17 protein-coding genes are annotated in these 18,310 nt (G+C 72.6%); 2 read left to right on the forward strand and 15 right to left on the reverse strand.

Annotation, left to right across the window (positions count from 1 at the left end; genetic code table 11):
- Positions 1–23: 23 nt before the first annotated feature.
- The gene (locus ACFWBT_RS01535) at positions 24–377 is read right to left on the reverse strand and encodes a cytidine deaminase (RefSeq protein ID WP_385694452.1); all 354 of its coding nucleotides are present in this window, start codon (positions 375–377) and stop codon (positions 24–26) included.
- 60 nt (positions 378–437) lie between these two features.
- Positions 438–1,259 carry a helix-turn-helix transcriptional regulator gene (locus tag ACFWBT_RS01540; protein WP_385694569.1) on the reverse strand — a complete coding sequence of 274 codons (822 nt, stop codon included), beginning with the start codon at positions 1,257–1,259 and terminating at the stop codon, positions 438–440.
- Positions 1,260–1,402: 143 nt separating this feature from the next.
- On the opposite strand from ACFWBT_RS01540, the gene ACFWBT_RS01545 reads away from it, so the two are divergent.
- Complete coding sequence (locus ACFWBT_RS01545) at positions 1,403–2,986, forward strand: MFS transporter (protein WP_385694454.1); 1,584 nt, start codon at positions 1,403–1,405, stop codon at positions 2,984–2,986.
- A gap of 3 nt (positions 2,987–2,989) precedes the next feature.
- Here the strand turns inward: ACFWBT_RS01545 and ACFWBT_RS01550 are convergent, their stop codons facing one another.
- The 5 genes from ACFWBT_RS01550 to ACFWBT_RS01570 form a co-directional block, all read right to left on the reverse strand.
- On the reverse strand, positions 2,990–3,349 hold the full coding sequence (locus ACFWBT_RS01550; protein WP_385694457.1) for an MmcQ/YjbR family DNA-binding protein: 360 nt from the start codon (positions 3,347–3,349) through the stop codon (positions 2,990–2,992).
- A complete protein-coding gene (locus tag ACFWBT_RS01555) occupies positions 3,346–4,650 on the reverse strand; it encodes a hemolysin family protein (protein ID WP_385694459.1) in 1,305 nt (434 codons plus the stop codon). The genes ACFWBT_RS01550 and ACFWBT_RS01555 overlap by 4 nt, the downstream gene beginning before the upstream one ends.
- Positions 4,647–5,144 (reverse strand): rRNA maturation RNase YbeY, encoded by a 498-nt coding sequence (gene ybeY / locus ACFWBT_RS01560; protein WP_037618724.1) that lies wholly within the window; start codon positions 5,142–5,144, stop codon positions 4,647–4,649. The genes ACFWBT_RS01555 and ybeY overlap by 4 nt, the downstream gene beginning before the upstream one ends.
- Positions 5,145–5,156: 12 nt before the next feature.
- Complete coding sequence (locus ACFWBT_RS01565) at positions 5,157–6,215, reverse strand: PhoH family protein (RefSeq protein ID WP_385694463.1); 1,059 nt, start codon at positions 6,213–6,215, stop codon at positions 5,157–5,159.
- Between the two features lie 258 nt (positions 6,216–6,473).
- Positions 6,474–7,583 carry a carbohydrate kinase family protein gene (locus ACFWBT_RS01570; protein ID WP_385694465.1) on the reverse strand — a complete coding sequence of 370 codons (1,110 nt, stop codon included), beginning with the start codon at positions 7,581–7,583 and terminating at the stop codon, positions 6,474–6,476.
- A 400-nt stretch (positions 7,584–7,983) separates the two neighbouring features.
- Here ACFWBT_RS01570 and ACFWBT_RS01575 point away from each other — a divergent pair, with 400 nt between their 5' ends.
- Positions 7,984–9,420: an MFS transporter gene (locus ACFWBT_RS01575; RefSeq protein ID WP_385694468.1), complete on the forward strand. Its 1,437-nt coding sequence runs from the start codon at positions 7,984–7,986 to the stop codon at positions 9,418–9,420.
- Between the two features lie 86 nt (positions 9,421–9,506).
- Here ACFWBT_RS01575 and ACFWBT_RS01580 read toward each other — a convergent pair whose 3' ends face one another.
- The 8 genes from ACFWBT_RS01580 to ACFWBT_RS01615 all read right to left on the reverse strand — a co-directional run bounded on the left by ACFWBT_RS01580 (position 9,507) and on the right by ACFWBT_RS01615 (position 18,268).
- Positions 9,507–10,499 carry an adenosine deaminase gene (locus ACFWBT_RS01580; RefSeq protein ID WP_385694471.1) on the reverse strand — a complete coding sequence of 331 codons (993 nt, stop codon included), beginning with the start codon at positions 10,497–10,499 and terminating at the stop codon, positions 9,507–9,509.
- A gap of 108 nt (positions 10,500–10,607) precedes the next feature.
- Positions 10,608–11,513 carry a ribonuclease Z gene (locus tag ACFWBT_RS01585; protein WP_385694473.1) on the reverse strand — a complete coding sequence of 302 codons (906 nt, stop codon included), beginning with the start codon at positions 11,511–11,513 and terminating at the stop codon, positions 10,608–10,610.
- A 6-nt stretch (positions 11,514–11,519) separates the two neighbouring features.
- Entirely contained in the window at positions 11,520–11,897 is a 378-nt protein-coding gene (locus ACFWBT_RS01590) for a histidine triad nucleotide-binding protein (RefSeq protein ID WP_385694476.1), read from the reverse strand.
- A 91-nt stretch (positions 11,898–11,988) separates the two neighbouring features.
- Positions 11,989–15,201: a S41 family peptidase gene (locus tag ACFWBT_RS01595; protein WP_385694479.1), complete on the reverse strand. Its 3,213-nt coding sequence runs from the start codon at positions 15,199–15,201 to the stop codon at positions 11,989–11,991.
- A 73-nt stretch (positions 15,202–15,274) separates the two neighbouring features.
- Positions 15,275–15,844: a hypothetical protein gene (locus ACFWBT_RS01600; RefSeq protein ID WP_385694482.1), complete on the reverse strand. Its 570-nt coding sequence runs from the start codon at positions 15,842–15,844 to the stop codon at positions 15,275–15,277.
- Positions 15,845–15,959: 115 nt separating this feature from the next.
- The gene (locus ACFWBT_RS01605) at positions 15,960–16,352 is read right to left on the reverse strand and encodes a VOC family protein (protein ID WP_385694485.1); all 393 of its coding nucleotides are present in this window, start codon (positions 16,350–16,352) and stop codon (positions 15,960–15,962) included.
- Positions 16,353–16,382: 30 nt separating this feature from the next.
- A complete protein-coding gene (locus ACFWBT_RS01610; RefSeq protein ID WP_385694487.1) occupies positions 16,383–17,132 on the reverse strand; it encodes a 16S rRNA (uracil(1498)-N(3))-methyltransferase in 750 nt (249 codons plus the stop codon).
- Entirely contained in the window at positions 17,129–18,268 is a 1,140-nt protein-coding gene (locus ACFWBT_RS01615; RefSeq protein WP_385694489.1) for a nitronate monooxygenase, read from the reverse strand. Before ACFWBT_RS01615 ends, ACFWBT_RS01610 begins: the two co-directional genes overlap by 4 nt.
- Between the last annotated feature and the right edge of the window lie 42 nt (positions 18,269–18,310).

Consider the following 18,310-nt stretch of genomic DNA (forward strand, 5'->3'; position numbering starts at 1 on the left):
GCCGCCGGGCGCGGGAAGCCTGATCAGCCCGCCGTCACCGTCCGCCGTACGACGCCGTCGAGCCCGGCCAGCAGCACCGGAGTCCCGGGCCCGCCGAGATCCCGTACGGCCGCGCGGTCCGCGTCCGCGACGGCCTCCGCCTCGGACACCACGGCCGCCGCCTCCAGGGACTTCGCACCGGACGCCACGGCCATCGCCACGGCGGTCTGCAGGGCGCTCAGCCGCAAGGACGTCAGCTCCACGGTCCCGGCGACGTAGGTACGCCCCGTCTCGTCCCGTACGGCGGCCCCCTCGGGCACACCGTTGCGGGCCCGCGCGGAACGGGCCAGGGTGACGATCTTGCGGTCCTCGGGGTCGAGCGCGCTGCTGTCGGTCATGACCAGAGCATACGAAGTGCCGGCGCGCGCTCCCGCCGAAGGGTCACCGGACGCGGCGGGTCAGCCGGCCACCGGATACATCGACCCGCGCCGGCCCTCCGGCGAGGCCAGCCACTCCAGCTTCGACGCCGTGTTCGCCTCCGGCAGCGGCGTGTGCAGCACGATCGTGAGATCGGGCCGGACCGGTACCTTCATCGCCGTGGACTCGACGGCGAGCAGCCCCACCAGCGGATGGTCGAGCTCCTTGCGGATCTGCCCGGCGTCCTCGATGTCCCGCCGCTCCCACAGTTCCGCGAACTCGGCGCTGGCCTCGGTCAGTCGGGCCAGCAGTTCACGGAACCCCTCGTCGTCCGGCGCGGCGGCGCACGACGCGCGGAACTGGGCCACGACGGTACGCGCGTTGCGCTCCCAGGTCCGCGAACGGCCCCGGTAGAGCGGGTCGGTGAAGAAGTCGACGATGCAGTTCTGGGTGTTCTCGGGACGCATGCCGAGGACGACCTGGGCGGCGTCGTTGTACATGACGCAGTTGTAGTACGGGTCCATGATGTGCGCCGGATACGGCATCCACGTGTCGATCAGCCGCCGCAGCCCGTCGCACATGTCCCGGTCCCCGGGGGCGACTTCGGGGGCGGGCGGGTTCAGTCCGGCCAGCGTGTACAGGTGGCGCCGCTCGGTGTTGCTGAGCCGCAGCACGCGGGCGACCGCGTCGAGGACCTGCGGCGACACGGAGATGTCCCGCCCCTGCTCCAGCCACTGGTACCAGGAGGCCCCGACGCCCGCGAGGACGGCGACCTCCTCACGGCGCAGCCCCGGGGTGCGGCGGCGGGCACCGCCGTCCGGGAGACCGGCCTCGGCCGGCGACACCCGCGCCCTGCGGCTCATCAGGAACTCCCGCAGTTCCGGGCGCCGATGGGTCTTGAGCACGTCCCCTGTCACGTACGCGTCCCCCTCCGGTGGCTGGTGGTGCGACCACCAGCATAAGTTCCGGCTCCCCACGGATATTCCGGCCACCGCAGGCTGTTGCCATGGCGACCGAGACAACGACCACGTCCACCGACCGCACCCCCGGCGACACCGCGCCGGGCACCGATCCGGGCACCGATCCGGGCACCGATCCGGGCACCACGAACGGCCGCCGGACCCGTAGTTCCTCCGCTCCCCCGGCTCCCCCGGCTCCCCCGGCTCCCCCGGCTCCCCCGGCTCCCCCGGCTCCCGGGAAGGACCATCCACCCCTCGGCAGCGGGCTGTCGCGGCGCGACCGGCTCGTCCTCTTCGTGCTGTGCGCGGCCCAGTTCATGGTCGCGCTGGACTTCTCCGTCCTGAACGTGGCACTGCCCGTGCTCGGCGCCGACCTCGGCATGAGCCGCTCGGCACTCCAGTGGGCGGTCACCGCCTTCGCGCTGCCGTCCGGCGGATTCCTGCTCCTCTTCGGCCGCATCGGCGATCTGTTCGGCCGCCGCAGGCTCTTCCTCGCCGGACTGGCCCTGTTCGGGACGGCCTCGCTGCTCGCGACCTTCGCCTGGGACCCGACGTCGTTCCTGGCCGGACGCGCCCTGCAGGGCCTGGGCGCGGCGGCGATCGTCCCGGCCGGCATGTCGCTGCTGACCACGACCTTCCCGGAGGGCCCCGCGCGTGACCGCGCGCTCGGCATCTCGGGCACCCTCCTGTCGCTCGGCTTCACGGTCGGCATGGTGGCGGGCGGCGTCCTGACGGACGTGCTCGGCTGGCGTTCGACGATGGGTCTGCTGTCGGTGTTCGCGCTGATCGTGCTGCCGCTGGCCCCGGGCCTGCTGCCCGAGTCCCGGACCCCCGACCGCCCGCGTCTGGACATCCCGGGCGCGGTCACCGTCACCGGCTCCCTGCTGGCCCTGATCTACGCCCTGTCGACGGCGGCGGACCGCGGTTTCGGCGGCGCGGACGTCGTCACGGCTCTCGTCGTGGGCGTGCTGCTGCTCGGCGCCTTCGTCCGCGTCGAGTCCCGCGCCGCCGCCCCGCTGGTCAGCCTCCCGATGCTGCGCCGCCGCACGGTGGCGTGGGGCAACCTGGGCGGCCTGGTCACCTTCTCGATGATGTCGACGGTCGTGTTCGTGCTGACCCTGTACTTCCAGGAGACCCTCGCGCTCTCCGCCTTCGAGACCGGCCTGGTGTTCGGCGTGCAGGGCGTGCTGTCGGCCGTCGCCGGGGTGTACGCCCCGAAGGTCATCGGCCGCTTCGGTGCCCGCCGTACGCTGGTCGGCTCGCTGGCCGGGCAGGGGCTGTTCGTGGCGACGATGCTGACGCTGGGCACACACCTCTGGTCCGTCTGGATCGCCACCGTCGCGGTGTCGCTGGCCAGCATGTGCCACCTGGGCGCGATCATCTCGTACGGCCTGACCGTCACCTCGGGGGTCCCCGACGAGGAACAGGGCCTGGCCACCGGCCTGGTGACCTCCACCCAGCAGGTGGGCATCACGGTCGGCATCCCGCTCCTCGGTGTCCTCGCGACCACGTCGGACGACCTGCTGGCCGGAGTCCACACGGTCCTCGCCCTGGACGCGGCGGTCGTGCTGGCGGCGGCGGGACTGGTCGCGGCGGGACTCGGGCGAGGCGGCGCGACGCGGACCCGCTGAGGGTCAGGGACGGTCGAGACGCAGGCGCTCGGCCCGCGGCAGACCCGCGACGACGAGATCGTACGAATCCTCGACGAGCTCCCGGACCAGACGGTCCGGGAGTTCGCCGTCCACGGTCACCGTGTTCCAGTGCCGCTTGTTCATGTGGTAGCCCGGGAGGATCAGCCCCGGGTACTGGTCGCGCAGCCGGATCGCGTCCTGCGGGTCGCACTTGAGATTGACCTTGAGCGGGTCCGCGTCCAGGTTCGTCAGCGCGAAGAGCTTTCCCAGCACCTTGAAGACCGAGGTCTCGGGGGTGAAGGGGAAGTCCTCGACGGCCGCGTCGAAGGACAGGCAGAACGCGCGCAGCTGCCGCGGGGTCACTCCGGCTTCGCCTCCCCGGGCGGCCCCGCCGGGCCGACCGGCTCGACGAGGACCGTGACGATCTTGTTCCGGCGGCCGGCCGCGGCTTCCGCCGTCAGCCGCAGTTCACGCCCGTCGGGCAGTTCGACCACGGAGGAGGCACCGGCGATGGGCACCCGGCCCAGTGCCTTGGCGAGCAGTCCGCCGACGGTCTCCACGTCCTCGTCGTCGTAGGCCTCGAAGCCGTACTGCTCGCCGAGGTCGCCGATGTCGAGGCGGGCGGTCACCCGGAAGCGGTCGTCGCCGAGCTTCTGGACGGGCGGCAGTTCGCGGTCGTACTCGTCGGTGATCTCGCCGACGATCTCCTCCAGGATGTCCTCGATGGTGACGATGCCGGCCGTGCCGCCGTACTCGTCGATGACGACGGCGACGTGATTGCGCTCCTGCTGCATCTCGCGCAGCAGATCACCCGCGTTCTTGGTGTCGGGCACGAACGTGGCCGGGCGCATCGCCGTGGACACCAGCTCGGACTCGGCCTCGCGGCTGATGTGCGTCTTGCGGACCAGGTCCTTGAGATACACCATCCCGACGATGTCGTCCTCGCTCTCCCCGGTGACCGGGATGCGCGAGAAGCCCGAACGCAGGGCCAGGGTGAGGGCCTGCCGGATCGTCTTGTAGCGCTCGATGACGACGAGGTCCGTGCGGGGCACCATGACCTCGCGCACCAGGGTGTCGCCGAGCTCGAAGACGGAGTGCACCATGCGGCGCTCCTCGTCCTCGATGAGGGACTCCTTCTCGGCGAGGTCGACCAGCGCCCGCAGCTCCGCCTCGGAGGCGAACGGGCCCCGCCTGAATCCCTTGCCCGGCGTGAGCGCGTTGCCGATGAGGATCAGCAGCGGGGGGATCGGGCCCATGATCCGGGCCAGCGGCAGCAGGACGTACGCCGCCGCCGTCGCGGTGTTCAGGGGGTGCTGGCGGCCGATGGTGCGCGGCGAGACGCCGACCGCGACGTACGACACGAGGACCATGACGCCGATGGCGACCGCGAGCGCCTGCCAGGTCTTGTCGAACTCCTTCAGGCAGGCGTAGACGACGAGCGCGGCGGCCGCCATCTCGCAGGCGACGCGGGCGAGCAGCGCCACGTTCAGGTAGCGCGTCGGGTCCGCGGCGACCTGCGCGAGCTTGGCGCTGCCGCGCCGCCCGCTGCGCACGGCCTCCTCGGCGCGGAAGCTGGAGACGCGCGCGAGGCCCGCCTCCGCGCAGGCGGCGAGCCAGGCGACGACGACCAGGGCGATGGCACCGATGACCAGCTGAGGGCTCATGACACGGTCGGGGCCGGAGACGGACCCGTGATGCCCTTCTCCGCGCGCCAGCCGTCCACGATGGCGGCCTGCAGACCGAACATCTCGGCCTTCTCGTCGGCTTCCTCGTGGTCGTAGCCGAGCAGGTGCAGCACGCCGTGGACGGTGAGCAGTTGGAGCTCCTCGTCCATGGAGTGCTCCGTCGGGGCGTCCTTGCCCTGGCGCTCGGCGACCTCGGGGCAGAGCACGATGTCGCCGAGCAGCCCCTGCGGCGGCTCGTCGTCGTCCTTCGACGGCGGACGCAGCTCGTCCATCGGGAAGGACATGACGTCCGTCGGCCCCGGCAGGTCCATCCACTGGATGTGCAGCTGCTCCATGGCGTCGGTGTCCACGACGATCACCGAGAGCTCGGAGAGCGGGTGGATGCGCATCCGTGCGAGCGCGTAGCGGGCGATGTCGAGGATCGCCTGCTCGTCGACCTCGGTTCCGGATTCGTTGTTGACGTCGATCGACATGGCGGTGCTGGTCTACTTCCCCTTGTGGCCCCGGCTCTTGTGGGAGCCGTTCTCGGTGCCGTTCTCGCTGTCGTACTTCTCGTACGCGTCGACGATACGGCCGACCAGCTTGTGCCGTACGACATCGTGGGACGTGAGCCGCGAGAAGTGGACGTCGTCGAGGCCCTCCAGGATGTCCTGGACCTGCCGCAGACCCGACTTCGTGCCGCTCGGAAGGTCGACCTGCGTCACGTCACCCGTGATCACGATCTTCGACTCGAAGCCGAGCCGGGTGAGGAACATCTTCATCTGCTCGGGGCTCGTGTTCTGGGCCTCGTCCAGGATGATGAAGGCGTCGTTGAGCGTGCGTCCCCGCATATAAGCCAGCGGCGCGACCTCGATCGTGCCCGCCGCCATGAGCCGCGGGATCGAGTCCGGGTCGAGCATGTCGTGCAGCGCGTCGTAGAGCGGGCGCAGGTAGGGGTCGATCTTCTCGTAGAGCGTGCCGGGCAGGAAGCCGAGACGCTCGCCGGCCTCGACCGCCGGGCGGGTCAGGATGATCCGGTTGACCTGCTTGGACTGGAGCGCCTGGACGGCCTTCGCCATGGCGAGGTACGTCTTGCCGGTACCGGCGGGGCCGATGCCGAACACGACGGTGTGCTTGTCTATGGCGTCGACGTAGCGCTTCTGGTTGAGCGTCTTGGGGCGGATGGTGCGGCCTCGCGAGGACAGGATGTTCTGCGTGAGCACTTCGGCCGGAGTCTCCTGGCCGTCGCCCTCCCCGTTCTCGCTCGCCCTGAGCATGGCGATCGAGCGTTCCACTGCGTCCTCCGTCATGGGCTGCCCGGTGCGGAGCACCAGCATCATCTCGTCGAACAGGCGCTGGACGAGAGCGACTTCACCGGCGTCGCCGACCGCACTGATCTCGTTTCCCCGGACGTGGATGTCGGCCGCCGGGAAGGCCTTCTCGATCACGCGCAGCAGGGCGTCTCCGGAACCCAGAACAGTCACCATGGGGTGCTTGGCCGGGACGGTGAAGTGCGCGCGCGCCTGCCCCTGAACGGGGTCGTGAGCTGTGGGTGTCTGAGTCATGGGCCGGCTCTGTAGGCCTGCGTATCCTCCTCGGTCGGCACGCTTGCCACACGGGCAGCCTTGCGGTTCCCAGCGTACGTCGCGGCACTGACAGAGCCGTAGGGCTTTTCCTGAGGTCACGACGTCGTGACCTCGCGACGCCCCGACCGGACGCCCGACCGGCCCCTCGACCGGACGCCCGACCGGCCCCCCGACCTCGCGCTCGGGTGACCCGCAGGAGATCCGGGGCTCCCGGCCGGACCCGGCGGTCCGGTGGCCTCACGCCGAGCGGCCGAAGCCGATCGTCGGCACCGCCCGCCGCAGCGGCCAGGGGCGGGTGACCTCGGGGAGCAGTCCCTCCAGGAAGGCGTACCGGCGCAGGGCCGCCGGATCCTGGTCGTCGACCGACTGGACCCGGCGCCACCAGGCGGCGATCTCCGACCAGCCGGGCGCCGACAGCGATCCGCCGAACTCCTGGACGGAGAGCGCGGCGGTCAGCCCGGCGAAGGCGAGCCGGTCGGAGAGCGGCCAGTCGGCCAGGGTTCCCATGACGAATCCGGCGACGAAGACGTCTCCCGCGCCCGTGGGGTCCAGCGCCTCGACGGCGATCGCCGGGACCTCGGCGCTCTCCCCGGAGCGGCCGTCCACGGCGTAGGCGCCCTCGGCACCGAGGGTGACGACCGCCAGCGGTACGTGCTCGGCCAGCGCGTGCGCCGCCGCGCGCGGGCAGTCGGCGCCGGTGTACCGCATGGCCTCCTCGGCGTTCGGCAGGAACGCCTCGCAGTGCGCCAGATCGGCGAGGCCCGCCAGGTCCCAGCGGCCGGTGTCGTCCCAGCCGACGTCCGCGAAGATCCGGGTGCCCCGGCTCGCGGCCTCCGCGATCCAGGGCGCGCGGACTCCCGGGGTCAGCGAGGCGACGGCGGCCCGCGCGCGCGGCGGGCAGTCCGGGGCGGGCTCCTCGGGGGGCGGCTCGTGCCCGTGGCTGACCATGGTCCGCTCGCCCTCGTACGCCATCGACACGGTGACCGGCGAGTGCCAGCCGGGCACCGTCCGCGACGGCGCCAGATCGATGCCCTCGCCCTGCTCCAGGGCGTCCCAGCAGTACTCCCCGTAGTGGTCGTCCCCGAAGGCGGCGGCCAGGGAGGTCTTCAGCCCGAGCCGGGCGAGGGCGGTCGCCATGTTCGCGACGCCGCCGGGGCTCGAACCCATGCCGCGCGCCCAGGACTCGGTGCCGCGCACGGGGGCGGAGTCGAGCCCGGTGAAGATGATGTCCAGGAAGACGGTGCCCGTGAGGTAGACGTCCCAGGGCGGGTCGCTCGCCGTGCGCAGCCCGGCGAGCGGGTCGACATGGGCCTGGCGGTACGGTCCCTCGCCGTTGGACGCGATCACGGTGCGCTCCCTGGGGTGGTGCGGATCTGGCCAGTGTGCACCACACCGGCCGGACGGGACCGAGGGTCACGCCGGGGTGGCGGCCGTCCGTGGTGCGGGTGGGTGTCGTCCCCTCCGGGCCCGCGCCCGCCCCGCGTCCAGGTACGCGCTCCGGTCCCCCACCTGCCGAAACGCCCTCGCCTCCGTGGCACGGCACCGGCATCCGTCCCCGCTGGGCGCCTGAAGGATCGGCGCTCCTACCCCGGGCCTCTCCCCCCAAACCGGAGAGTGCCCCAGATCACATCTTTCGGCCTTCTTCGCGGAGCCACCCACTTGATACAAATTGCCCCGCGCGTTCCTGTCCGTCGACAGCCGCCCCCTCCCCCTTCTTGAGCCGCTCTCGCATGCCCTGGGAACGCCCGTGTCCGCCCGCACCACCACGCCCTGGCCCCTCGTCGCCCTTTTCACGGCCGGGTACCTCGCCGCGTATCTGCTGCCCACCACCGTCGGTCGCCTGGACGCGGGGCTCCCGCTCTCGGCCACCCAGGCCGGCGCCGTCGGCAGTGTCCTGCTGCTGAGTTCGGCCTCGGCCGGCTTCCTGCTCGCCTCCCGCGTCGACCGCTTCGGCCCGCGCCGGCTCGCCCGCGCCGGTCTGCTCCTCGCCGCCGTCGGCTACGGCACCGCCGCGCTCTCGTCGGCCGTCCCCCTCGTGGTCGCCGGCGCGATCGTCGGCGGCTTCGGTTCCGGTACGGCCACCACGGTCGCCGCGACCGGGATCGCCGGTCGGCGCGATCCGCACCGGGTCACCACGCTCGGTCTGCTCGGTGTCTCCGCCCTCGCGGGCGCGCTGTATCTGACGATCCCGCGTCTGGGCCCGGCGCACGGTGTCCCGCTCGCCGCGATCGCCTGCGCGTCCCTGCTCTCGCTGCCTCTGACGGGACGCCTTCCCGCCCACGCGCCGGCGGCCCGCACCCGGCGTGCCGCCAGTCCGCTCCCGCACCGCCGCTCCGGGCTGCTCCTCGCCGCCGCGATGCTCTTCTGGTCCCTCGCGCAGAACGCCCTGTGGGGCGTGAGCGGCCGGATAGGTCTGACGCAGGCGGGCCTCACCGAGGTCACCGTCGGCGCGGTCTTCGCGGTGGCGCTCGGCGCCGGACTGCTCGGGGTCGTCGGCGCGGGCGCCCTCGGCCCGCGGCTCGGCACGGGGCTGCCGATCGGCCTGGGCACGGCACTGATCGCCGGCTGCATCGCGCTCAGCTCGGCGGCCACCGATCTGACGTCCTTCGCGGCGGGCGAGATCGCCTGGAACACCCTGTACCCGGTCGTGCTCACGTACGTGATCGGTCTCGCCGCGTCCATGGACCCGCGCGGCCGGTGGGCGGTCCTCGTCGGTTCCGCCTCCTCGCTCGGCACCGCGTGCGGCCCGCTCACCGGCAGCCTGCTGTCCGCGCGGGCCGGCTACCCGGCGATGGGCACCGTCCTGGCGGCCGGCCTGCTGCTGGTCGGCGTCCCGATGACCCTCGTGGCCCTGCGTCCGCGGCGCGGCACGCAGATCGTCGGGATCACCGTCCCGGAGATGCCGGTCGCGAACGCCCCCGTGGCACCGGTCCCGGCCGCGGACAGCCCGTTCACGGACATCGCCGTCGCGGGCGGCCCGGTCACGGAAGTCCCCGTCGTGGAGATCTCCGTGGCACCGGCCCCCGCCCTGGACAGCCCCTTCGCGAAGGTCCCCGCCACGGGGATCGGGCTGGAGGCCGTGCCCGCCCAGCGGGACGCCTACGCCCAGCGGGACGCGTACGCCACGGCGGGCCCCCGGCACGCGGCGTCCGCCGCGTCCGCCCCGGGGACCGTGTCCGTCTGACGCCCGCCCGTCCCTGCGTCCCTCCGTCCCTCCGTCCCTCCGTCCCGGCGGCCGGACGGCACACGGATCGGCGGGCGCTCTCCCTGCTAAGGGAACTCGTACGCCTCGACCTCGGCGATGTACCGCGCGCGCCGCTCCTCGTCGTGCTCCAGGAAGGACGCCTCGAACGAGTTGCGCGCCAGCTCCCGCAACCGCTCCTCGCCGAGACCCAGGGCCTCGCGCACCGCGTGGAAGTTGTCGCCGACGTAGCCGCCGAAGTACGCGGGGTCGTCGGAGTTGACCGTGCACAGGAGACCGGCGTCCAGCATGGCGGGCAGCGGGTGCTCCGCCAGGACGTCCACGGCGCGCAGCCGTACGTTCGACAGCGGGCAGAGCGTCAGCGGCACCCGCTCCCGGACCAGCCGCTCGACGAGCTCGGGGTCCTCCATGCAGCGCAGCCCGTGGTCGATGCGCTCGACGCCCAGGAGGTCGAGGGCCTCGGTGATGTACGCGGGCGGCCCCTCCTCGCCGGCGTGCGCGACGCGCCGCAGACCGAGCTCGGCGGCCGCCTCGTACACCGCGCGGAACTTGACCGGCGGGTGGCCGACCTCGGCGGAGTCGAGGCCGATGCCGACGATCCGGTCGAGGTAGGGCTTCGCGGCGTGAAGGGTGTCCATGGCGGACTCGGCGGACTCGTCGCGCAGGAAGCACATGATCAGCTGGGTGGAGACGCCGTGGGTCTCCTCACTGCGGCCGAGCGCCCGCCACAGCCCCTCGACGACCGTCCCCATCGGCACGCCCCGGGCGATGTGCGCCTGCGGGTCGAAGAAGATCTCCGCGTGCCGCACGCCCTGCGCGGCGGCCCGGGCGAGGTAGGCGTCGGCCAGGTCGGCGAAGTCCGCTTCCGTCCGCAGGACGGCCATGAGCTCGTAGTACAGGTTCAGGAACGTCTGGAGGTCGTCGAAGAGATAGGCCTTGCGCAGCTCTTCGGTGTCCGCGTACGGCAGGGTGACGCCGTTGCGCGCGGCGAGCGCGAAGGCCAGCTCGGGTTCGAGGGTGCCTTCGATGTGGAGGTGCAGTTCAGCCTTGGGGAGGGACATCGAAGCATCGTACGGTCGCTTCCCGGGCATACCGAAACCGGCACCTTCCCGACACCATGACATCGAAACATCGGAGCGGCGCCGAGCGGACCCGGAGCGACCGAGCCGTCACCGCCGCTTCGGGACCGGCACCCTCACCAGATCGTGCGCCACCGTCAGCTCCCCGTCGAACCCCGCCGCGCGGGCCTCGCGTTCGAACTCCCCGGGATCGGAGTAGCGCTGGCTGAAGTGGGTGAGCACGAGGTGCCGTACGCCCGCTTCCTTGGCCACCCGGCCCGCCTGACCCGCCGTCAGATGACCGTGGTCCGAGGCGAGCCGGTGGTCGCCGTCGAGGAAGGTCGACTCGATGACGAGCAGGTCGCAGTCCTCGGCGAGCGCGTCCACGCCCTCGCACAGCCGGGTGTCCATGACGAACGCGAACCGCTGTCCGCGCCGCACCTCGCTGACGTCGTCGAGGGTGACGCCCCGCAGCGAGCCCTCCCGCTGCAGCACCCCGACGTCGGGCCCCTTGATCCCGTGCTCGGCGAGCCGCTCGGGCAGTATCCGCCGCCCGTCCGGTTCGACCAGCCGGTACCCGAAGGACTCGACGGGGTGGGAGAGCCTGCGGGCCTCCAGGGTGTACCCGGGGGTCGTCGCGAGGACACCGTCGTCCGCGACCGGCGCCTCGGTCAGCCGGGCGGTCTCGCGGTAGGCGGTGGCGTAGCGCAGCCGCTCGAAGAAGTGCTGTCCGGAGAGCGGGTAGTGCGCGATCACCTCGTGCGGTACGCGGTCGAGGTTGATGCGCTGGATCACCCCGCCGAGTCCGAGCGAGTGGTCGCCGTGGAAGTGCGTGACGCAGATGCGGTGCACGTCGTGCGCGGCGGCCCCGGCACGCAGCATCTGGCGCTGCGTGCCCTCACCCGGGTCGAAGAGGAACCCCTCGCCGTCCCAGCGCAGCAGGTAGCCGTTGTGGTTGCGGTGCCGGGTCGGAACCTGGCTGGCGGTGCCGAGGACCACCAGTTCACGGGCGGACAAGGCCGGCTATCCCGGCGGCCACTGCATGCCGCGGCCGCCCAGGAGGTGGGCGTGCGCGTGGAAGACGGTCTGTCCGGCCCCGCTGCCCGTGTTGAACACGACGCGGTAGCTCTCCAGCTTCTCCTCGCCCGCGACCTCGCCGGCCTCGCGCAGGAGGTCCGCCGCGACGGCGGGTTCGGCGGCGGCCAGGGAGGCCGCGTCCGGGTAGTGCACCCTGGGGATGACCAGGATGTGGGTCGGCGCCTGGGGGTTGATGTCGCGGAACGCCACGGTCGTGTCGGTCTCGCGCACCAGTGTCGCCGGAATGTGCCCGCCCACGATCTTGCAGAACAGGCAGTCGTCCTGCGGCTCCCCGCCCTCTGCTCGCCTCGGCTCCTGCGCCATGCGTGTGCCTCCTCACGCCAGCCGATCATTACCTCCGCATGCTAGCGGCCCGGCGGGGCGGGCGGCTCGTGGCGCCGCCCGCCCGCGCGGGTCACAGCGGCGGCAGCGCGGGCGCGGTCTTCGCCGGGTTCTCCTCCAGCGCGGCCAGCGCGATCCTGACCGCCTCGTCGAGCTGGGTGTCGCGGCCGGCCGCGTGGTCCTGCGGGGCCTGGACGACCTCGACGTCGGGATCGACGCCGTGGTTCTCGACGCTCCACTCGTAACCCTCCAGCCAGAAGGCGTACTTGGGCTGGGTGACGGAGGTGCCGTCGACCAGGCGGTAGCGGCTGTCGATGCCGATGACGCCACCCCAGGTGCGGGTGCCGACCACGGGTCCGATGCCGAGTGCCTTGATCGCCGCGTTGACGATGTCGCCGTCCGAGCCGGAGAACTCGTTGGCGACGGCGACGACGGGGCCGCGCGGCGCGTCCTCCGGGTAGCTGTAGGGGCGCAGGCCGCGGGGCAGGTCCCAGCCGACGATCCGCCGGGCGAGTTTCTCCACGACCAGCTGGGAGGTGTGGCCGCCGCGGTTCTCCCGGACGTCCACGACGAGGCCTTCGCGGGCCACCTCGATGCGCAGATCGCGGTGGAGCTGCGCCCAGCCGGAGCCGACCATGTCCGGCACGTGGAGATAGCCGAGGCGTCCGCCGGATTGCTCGTGGACGTAGCGGCGCCGGTCGGCGACCCACGCGTGGTAGCGCAGCGGCTCCTCGTCGGCGAGCGGTACGACGACCGCGTGGCGCGGATCGCCGCCGCCCGAGGGCGAGATGGTCAGCTCCACCGGTTTGCCGGCCGTGCCGACGAGTAGCGGCGCGGGCCCGGCCACCGGGTCCACGGGGTGTCCGCCGACCGCGACGATCGCGTCCCCGGCGCGCACCGCGACGCCGGGCGCGGCGAGCGGGGCCCGGGCGTCCGGGTCGGAGGTCTCCGAGGGGAGGATCCGGTCGATGCGCCAGCTGCCGTCCTCGTGACGGGAGATGTCCGCGCCGAGGAGCCCCTGCGCCCGGTCGCCGCCGCCCCATCCGCCGCGGGGGGTGACGTAGGCGTGCGAGGTGCCGAGTTCGCCCTGCACCTCCCACAGCAGGTCGACGAGGTCGTCGTGGGTGGCGACCCGTTCCAGGACCGGCCGGTACCGCTCCAGGACCGCGTCCCAGTCGACACCGCCCAGGTCGGGACGCCAGAAGTTGTCCCGCATGAGGCGGCCGGTCTCGTCGTACATCTGGCGCCATTCGGCGGCCGGGTCGACGGTCTGGCGCACCCGCGACAGGTCGACGGTGATGTTCGTGTCGCTCTCGTCGTCGTTCGAGGCGCGGCGGTCGCTGGGGACGACCTTGAGCTTGCCGTCGGTCCACAGCAGGACCCGCTTGCCGTCTCCGGTGACGGTGAAGTGGTCGGCGTCGGCGGCGAGGTGCTCGATGCGCTGCTGGGCGAGGTCGTACCGCTCCAGTTCGGTCTTCGGGTCCGGGCCGTCCGGGGTCGCGCGGGAGGAGCCGAGCACGCCCCGCAGCGGGTGGCGCAGCCACAGCAGCCCGTCCTTGGCGGCGCGCAGCGTCGAGTAGCGGGCGGCCTCGACGGGGAACGGCACGATCCGGTCGGCGAGTCCGTCCAGGTCGATACGGGTGCTGGGGGTGCCCTCGCTGTCGGGTGTCTCGTCCTTGTCGGGCGCCTCGAAGGGCCTGCCGTGGCGCTGCGGCCCGAAGGGGGACGGTGTCGTCGCGGCCAGGGTGATCAGATACGGCCGGGAGCCGCCGACGAACGCCAGGTCGAAGACGTGCTCGTCGTAGACGGGGTCGAAGGCGCGCGCCGAGAGGAACGCGAGGTGCTTGCCGTCGAGGGTGAACGCCGGTGCGTAGTCCCGGAAGCGCAGCGGGGTCGCCTCGGTCACCGACAGGTCGGTGGTGTTGGCGAGCTTGAGGTGGCGCAGCGGGCGCGGTCCGGGGTGCGACCAGGCGAGCCACGCGGAGTCGGGCGAGAAGACGAGTCCGGTGACCTCGCCGTCCTCGCTGCGGTCCACCTCGCGGACCTCGCCGCTCTCGCGCTCGACGAGCAGCACGCGCCCGTCGTGGGAGGCGACGGCGGCGCGGCTTCCGTCGGGTGCCACGGCGAGGCCGAGGACCCTGCCGAGCGCGCCCGCGGCGAGCCGTCGCGGGGTGGCTCCGGGGGCGACGCCGGTGGCGGGGGCGAATTCGAGGGCGTCGTCGCCCTCCGCGTCCGTCACCCAGACCACGTGCTCCTCGCCCTCGGCGCGGAAGGTGCGGGGCAGCCGGGCGCGGACGCCCTGCTCGGTGGCGAGCGCGCGGGCCGGTCCGGAGCGGTGGGTGACCCAGTGGACGGCGCCGCGCACGGAGATCGCGCTGCCGCGTCCGGTGTGGTCGGGCGCGGCGGCGGAGAACCAGCGCGAGGCGCTGACGGGGTGGGGCTGCTGGTCGACGCGCTGGCCGCCGAGCCGGATGTCCAGCCGGCGCGGCTCGGCGCCGTCGAGGTCGTCGAGAAGCCACAGTTCACCGGCGGACGCGTACACCACCCGGGTGCCGTCGGTGGCCGCGTGGCGGGCGTAGAAGGCGTCCAGGGGCGTGTGGCGCCGCAGGTCGGATCCGTCGGCGAGGGAGGAGTACAGGGCCCCGACGTCCTCGTGGTCCGACAGGAAGGCGATCCTCTCGCCCACCCAGAACGGGTACTCGAGGTTCCCGTCGATGTCCTCGTGCAGCCGGACGAACTCGCCCTCGCCGTCCCGGTCGATCCACAGCTTGCCCGCCGTGCCGCCGCGGTACCGCTTCCACCAGGCCGCCTCGCGCCCCATCGGGGCGGACAGCAGGACGACACCGGGCGCGCCGTGGGCGACGTCGCCGACGGGGCCGTACGGCAGGGTCGTCGCGGGGCCGCCGTCGAGCGGGACGGACCGTGCCCAGGTGCGGCGCAGGCTGGCCTGGCCCTGGGTGCTGAGGGCGAGCACCTGTCCGTCGGGGGTCCAGCCGCGTACCTGGGTCTTCGAACTGCCCCAGTACGTCAGCCGTTTGGCGGGTCCGCCCGCCAGGGAGGCGACATGGGCCTCGGGGGCGCCGTCGCGCGTGGACGTCCAGGCGACCGTCGTGCCGTCCGGGGAGATACGCGGATGGTTCACCGCTACGTTGTCGGCGCTGATTCGCCAGGCGCGGCCGCCGCCGTCGAGGGAAGCGGCCCAGATGTCGTCCTCGGCCGTGAAGACGACCAACTCGCCGTGCAGATGCGGAAACCGGAGATACGCGGAGGCTGCGGACTCTGTCACCCGGTCACCCTACGCAGCGGACGCACGCCCCGACAGGGGTTTGGATCACTTGATCCGTGGACGGCTTGGCAGGTCACTTGCCCTGCGCGGGCCAGCAGGTGGGGTCGCCCTTGCACCACATGGTCTTCGTGACGGTGACCGTGACGGTGGGGTCGGGCTGTCCGTTCGGGGGGTTGTAGGTGACCGGCGGAGTGGGGCCGTCGGTGGCGTTGCAGTCGCCCAGGCCGCTCACGCGGAACACCTGCTTCCCGCCGACGGTGGCCCGCAGGTCGCCGCGTACGCAGGCGCCGTCGACGGCGCGGGTGACCTTGCCCTTGACGACGATGTCCCGTCCGTCGCCGGTCTGGCCCTGGCAGTCGACGGACGCCACGGTGTTCTCCGTCGGCGAGGGCGACTTCCCGGGCGTGTAGACCTTGTTGGCGCCGCCGTAGTGCGCCGTGCAGCTGAGCCAGCGCACGTCCACCTGGCGCCGTTCGAGTTCTTTCGTCGCCGTCTGGTCGGTCGTGTAGGACACGGTGGCGGCGCTGAGCCCGTCCCCGGGCTCGCACGCGGCCACTCCGAACACGCCGGCCGCGCCCAGCCCGACGGCCATCAGCACCCGCCTGCGCCCCGTCCGGCTCCTGATACGCCTCAAAGCCCCCATGGACGGCAGCGTGCCACCGCACGGCCCACCGCGGTAGACCGCATGCGGCCATCGGGCGCACAACCACCCGAAGGAGTTCCTCGTCCCGGTGGCCGGGACGGCCCCGGGTCGCTCGTCAGCCGAGCAGCAGCTGCCACTCCTGGAGTTCCACCAAGTTCCCCTCGGGGTCCTTGAGATGGGCGACGCGCATCCGGTCCGTCATGGGCGCCGGGCCGTGCAGCAGAGTCGCGCCGCGTGAGACGACCTGCTCGCAGTAGGTGTCGAGGTCGTCCACCCGCAGCACCACCAGCGAGCGGTGCCCGGTCACCACGTCACCGAGCTCGCCCAGGACCCCGGCCATCATCGCGCGGTCCTGGAGGGCGATGCCCGCCGACCCGGTGACGGGACTGAACTTCTCGTACGGGCCCTTGGCCGCGCCCGACTGGGGCTTGAGGCCGAGGACTTCGGAGTAGAAGCGGTAGCAGGCGGCGAAGTCGGAGACGAGCAGCCGTACCTGGGCGAGTTCCATGGAATCCCTGCTGGATGTGCGGGTGACGGGTCAGGACCAGCGGCCGGTGCGGGCCAGCAGCAGTGCCGTGGCCACGGTCCCGGCCGTCGACGTACGCAGCACCGTACGCCCCAGGTGGAACATCTTCGCGCCCGCCTCGGTGAAGAGCGCGACCTCTTCCGGGGAGATCCCGCCCTCGGGGCCGACCACCAGGACGATCTCCCCGGAACCGGGCAGGCCGGCCGTCGCGAACGGCTCGGTGCCGAGTTCGGTGTCCTCGTGGAGTACGGCGGCGAGATCGGCTTTGGCGAGAAGTGCGGCAACCTGCTTGGTCGTCATCGCGTCCGCGACCTCCGGGAAGCGCACCCGGCGGGACTGCTTGCCGGCCTCCCGGGCGGTGGCGCGCCACTTGGTGAGCGCCTTCAGGCCCCGGTCGCCCTTCCACTGGGTGATGCAGCGGGAGGCGGCCCAGGGGACGATCGCGTCGACGCCGGTCTCGGTCATGGTCTCGACGGCCAGCTCCCCCCGGTCGCCCTTGGGCAGGGCCTGGACGACGGTGATGCGCGGCTCCTCGGCCGGTTCCTCCGCCACCGAGTCCATCTTCACGATCAGCCGGTCCTTGCCCTCGGTGTCGAGGACGACGCAGTCCGCCCAGCGCCCGGCCCCGTCGGTGAGTACGACGTCCTCGCCGGGTCGCAGCCGTTTCACGGAGACGGCGTGCCGTCCCTCGGCGCCGTCGAGGACGTAGCGTCCGCCGCCGCCCGCGTCGAAGTGGTCGACCAGGAACACCGGTGCCGTCATCGGGCCGCACCCTCTTCCGGGATCTCGTCGGTTGCCGACAACGCTGTCTTGGCGGCGGCGATCTCGGCGTTCAGTATCTCCACCAGCTGCCCGGCGGGCAGGTCGCGCGCCATGCGGTGGCCCTGTCCCGCCCACAGCGCCATGCCCTGCGCGTCGCCCGCCTTGGCGGCCGCCTTGCGCAGCGGCGAGGTCAGGTGGTGGATCTCGGGGTAGGCGGCGGGGGCGTACGGGCCGTGCTCGCGCATGAAGCGGTTGGCCAGCCCGCGCGCCGGCCGCCCGGAGAACGCGCGCGTGAGTTCCGTGCGGACGAAGAGGGGGTTGGTCAGCGCCTCCTTGTGCACGGCGTTCGCGCCGGACTCGGGGGTGGCGAGGAACGCCGTGCCGAGCTGGGCCGCGTTCGCGCCCGCGGCGAGGGCGGCGGCGATCTGGCTGCCGCGCATGATGCCGCCGGCCGCGACGATCGGGATCTGCACCGTCTCGCGGACCTGTGCGATCAGGGAGAGCAGCCCGATGCCCGTGCCGTCCGTCTCCGGGTTGTCGCGGTGGGTGCCCTGGTGTCCGCCGGCCTCGATGCCCTGCACGATGACGGCGGCGGCGCCCGCCAGCTGCACGGCGAGGGCTTCCTCGGCCGTGGTCGCGGTGACCAGGGTGAGCGTGCCGGCGCGGCGCAGGGAGTCCAGCACGTCCTGGCTCGGCACGCCGAAGTGGAAGGAGACCACGGCCACCGGGTTGTCGAGGAGGACCGCGAGCTTGGCGTCGTAGCCGTCGTCGCGGCCGCTGTCCGGATCGCCGAGCTCGGTCTCGTACCAGGCGGCCTCACCCGCGAGCTGGTTGGCGTAGACCGTGACCGCGGCGGCGGAAGGCAGCGCGGCGCCGGACGCTCCGGTGGAGCCGGTGCCTGCGCCGGCGTACTCGGGCTGTGGCATGAACAGATTGACGCCGAAGGGACGTCCGGTCAGCCCGCGCAGCTGCTTGATCTCCTGGTACATACCGTCGGCGGTCTTGTACCCGGCGGCGAGGAATCCCAGCCCGCCCGCCTCGGACACGGCGGCCGCGAGCTGGGGGACGGAAACGCCGCCCGCCATGGGGGCCTGCACGATCGGGTGAGGGAAGAGATCGGTCAGTGCGGAGGACATGACGGCATGTTGTCACGTCCTCAGTACAAGTCCGAATCCGGC

The organism is Streptomyces sp. NPDC060027 (assembly GCF_042737005.1).
Classification (GTDB): Bacteria; Actinomycetota; Actinomycetes; order Streptomycetales; family Streptomycetaceae; genus Streptomyces.

Excerpts from the sequence above, each read along its gene's own strand:
- ACFWBT_RS01555 (WP_385694459.1), bottom strand. The coding sequence starts at position 4,650 with ATGAGCCCTCAGCTGGTCATCGGTGCCATCGCCCTGGTCGTCGTCGCC.
- ACFWBT_RS01540 (WP_385694569.1), bottom strand. The coding sequence starts at position 1,259 with ATGAGCCGCAGGGCGCGGGTGTCGCCGGCCGAGGCCGGTCTCCCGGAC.
- ACFWBT_RS01615 (WP_385694489.1), bottom strand. The coding sequence starts at position 18,268 with ATGTCCTCCGCACTGACCGATCTCTTCCCTCACCCGATCGTGCAGGCC.
- ACFWBT_RS01600 (WP_385694482.1), bottom strand. The coding sequence starts at position 15,844 with ATGGGGGCTTTGAGGCGTATCAGGAGCCGGACGGGGCGCAGGCGGGTG.
- ACFWBT_RS01580 (WP_385694471.1), bottom strand. The coding sequence starts at position 10,499 with ATGTCCCTCCCCAAGGCTGAACTGCACCTCCACATCGAAGGCACCCTC.
- ACFWBT_RS01535 (WP_385694452.1), bottom strand. The coding sequence starts at position 377 with ATGACCGACAGCAGCGCGCTCGACCCCGAGGACCGCAAGATCGTCACC.
- ACFWBT_RS01565 (WP_385694463.1), bottom strand. The coding sequence starts at position 6,215 with ATGACTCAGACACCCACAGCTCACGACCCCGTTCAGGGGCAGGCGCGC.
- ACFWBT_RS01590 (WP_385694476.1), bottom strand. The coding sequence starts at position 11,897 with ATGGCGCAGGAGCCGAGGCGAGCAGAGGGCGGGGAGCCGCAGGACGAC.
- ACFWBT_RS01605 (WP_385694485.1), bottom strand. The coding sequence starts at position 16,352 with ATGGAACTCGCCCAGGTACGGCTGCTCGTCTCCGACTTCGCCGCCTGC.
- ybeY (WP_037618724.1), bottom strand. The coding sequence starts at position 5,144 with ATGTCGATCGACGTCAACAACGAATCCGGAACCGAGGTCGACGAGCAG.
- ACFWBT_RS01610 (WP_385694487.1), bottom strand. The coding sequence starts at position 17,132 with ATGACGGCACCGGTGTTCCTGGTCGACCACTTCGACGCGGGCGGCGGC.
- ACFWBT_RS01545 (WP_385694454.1), top strand. The coding sequence starts at position 1,403 with ATGGCGACCGAGACAACGACCACGTCCACCGACCGCACCCCCGGCGAC.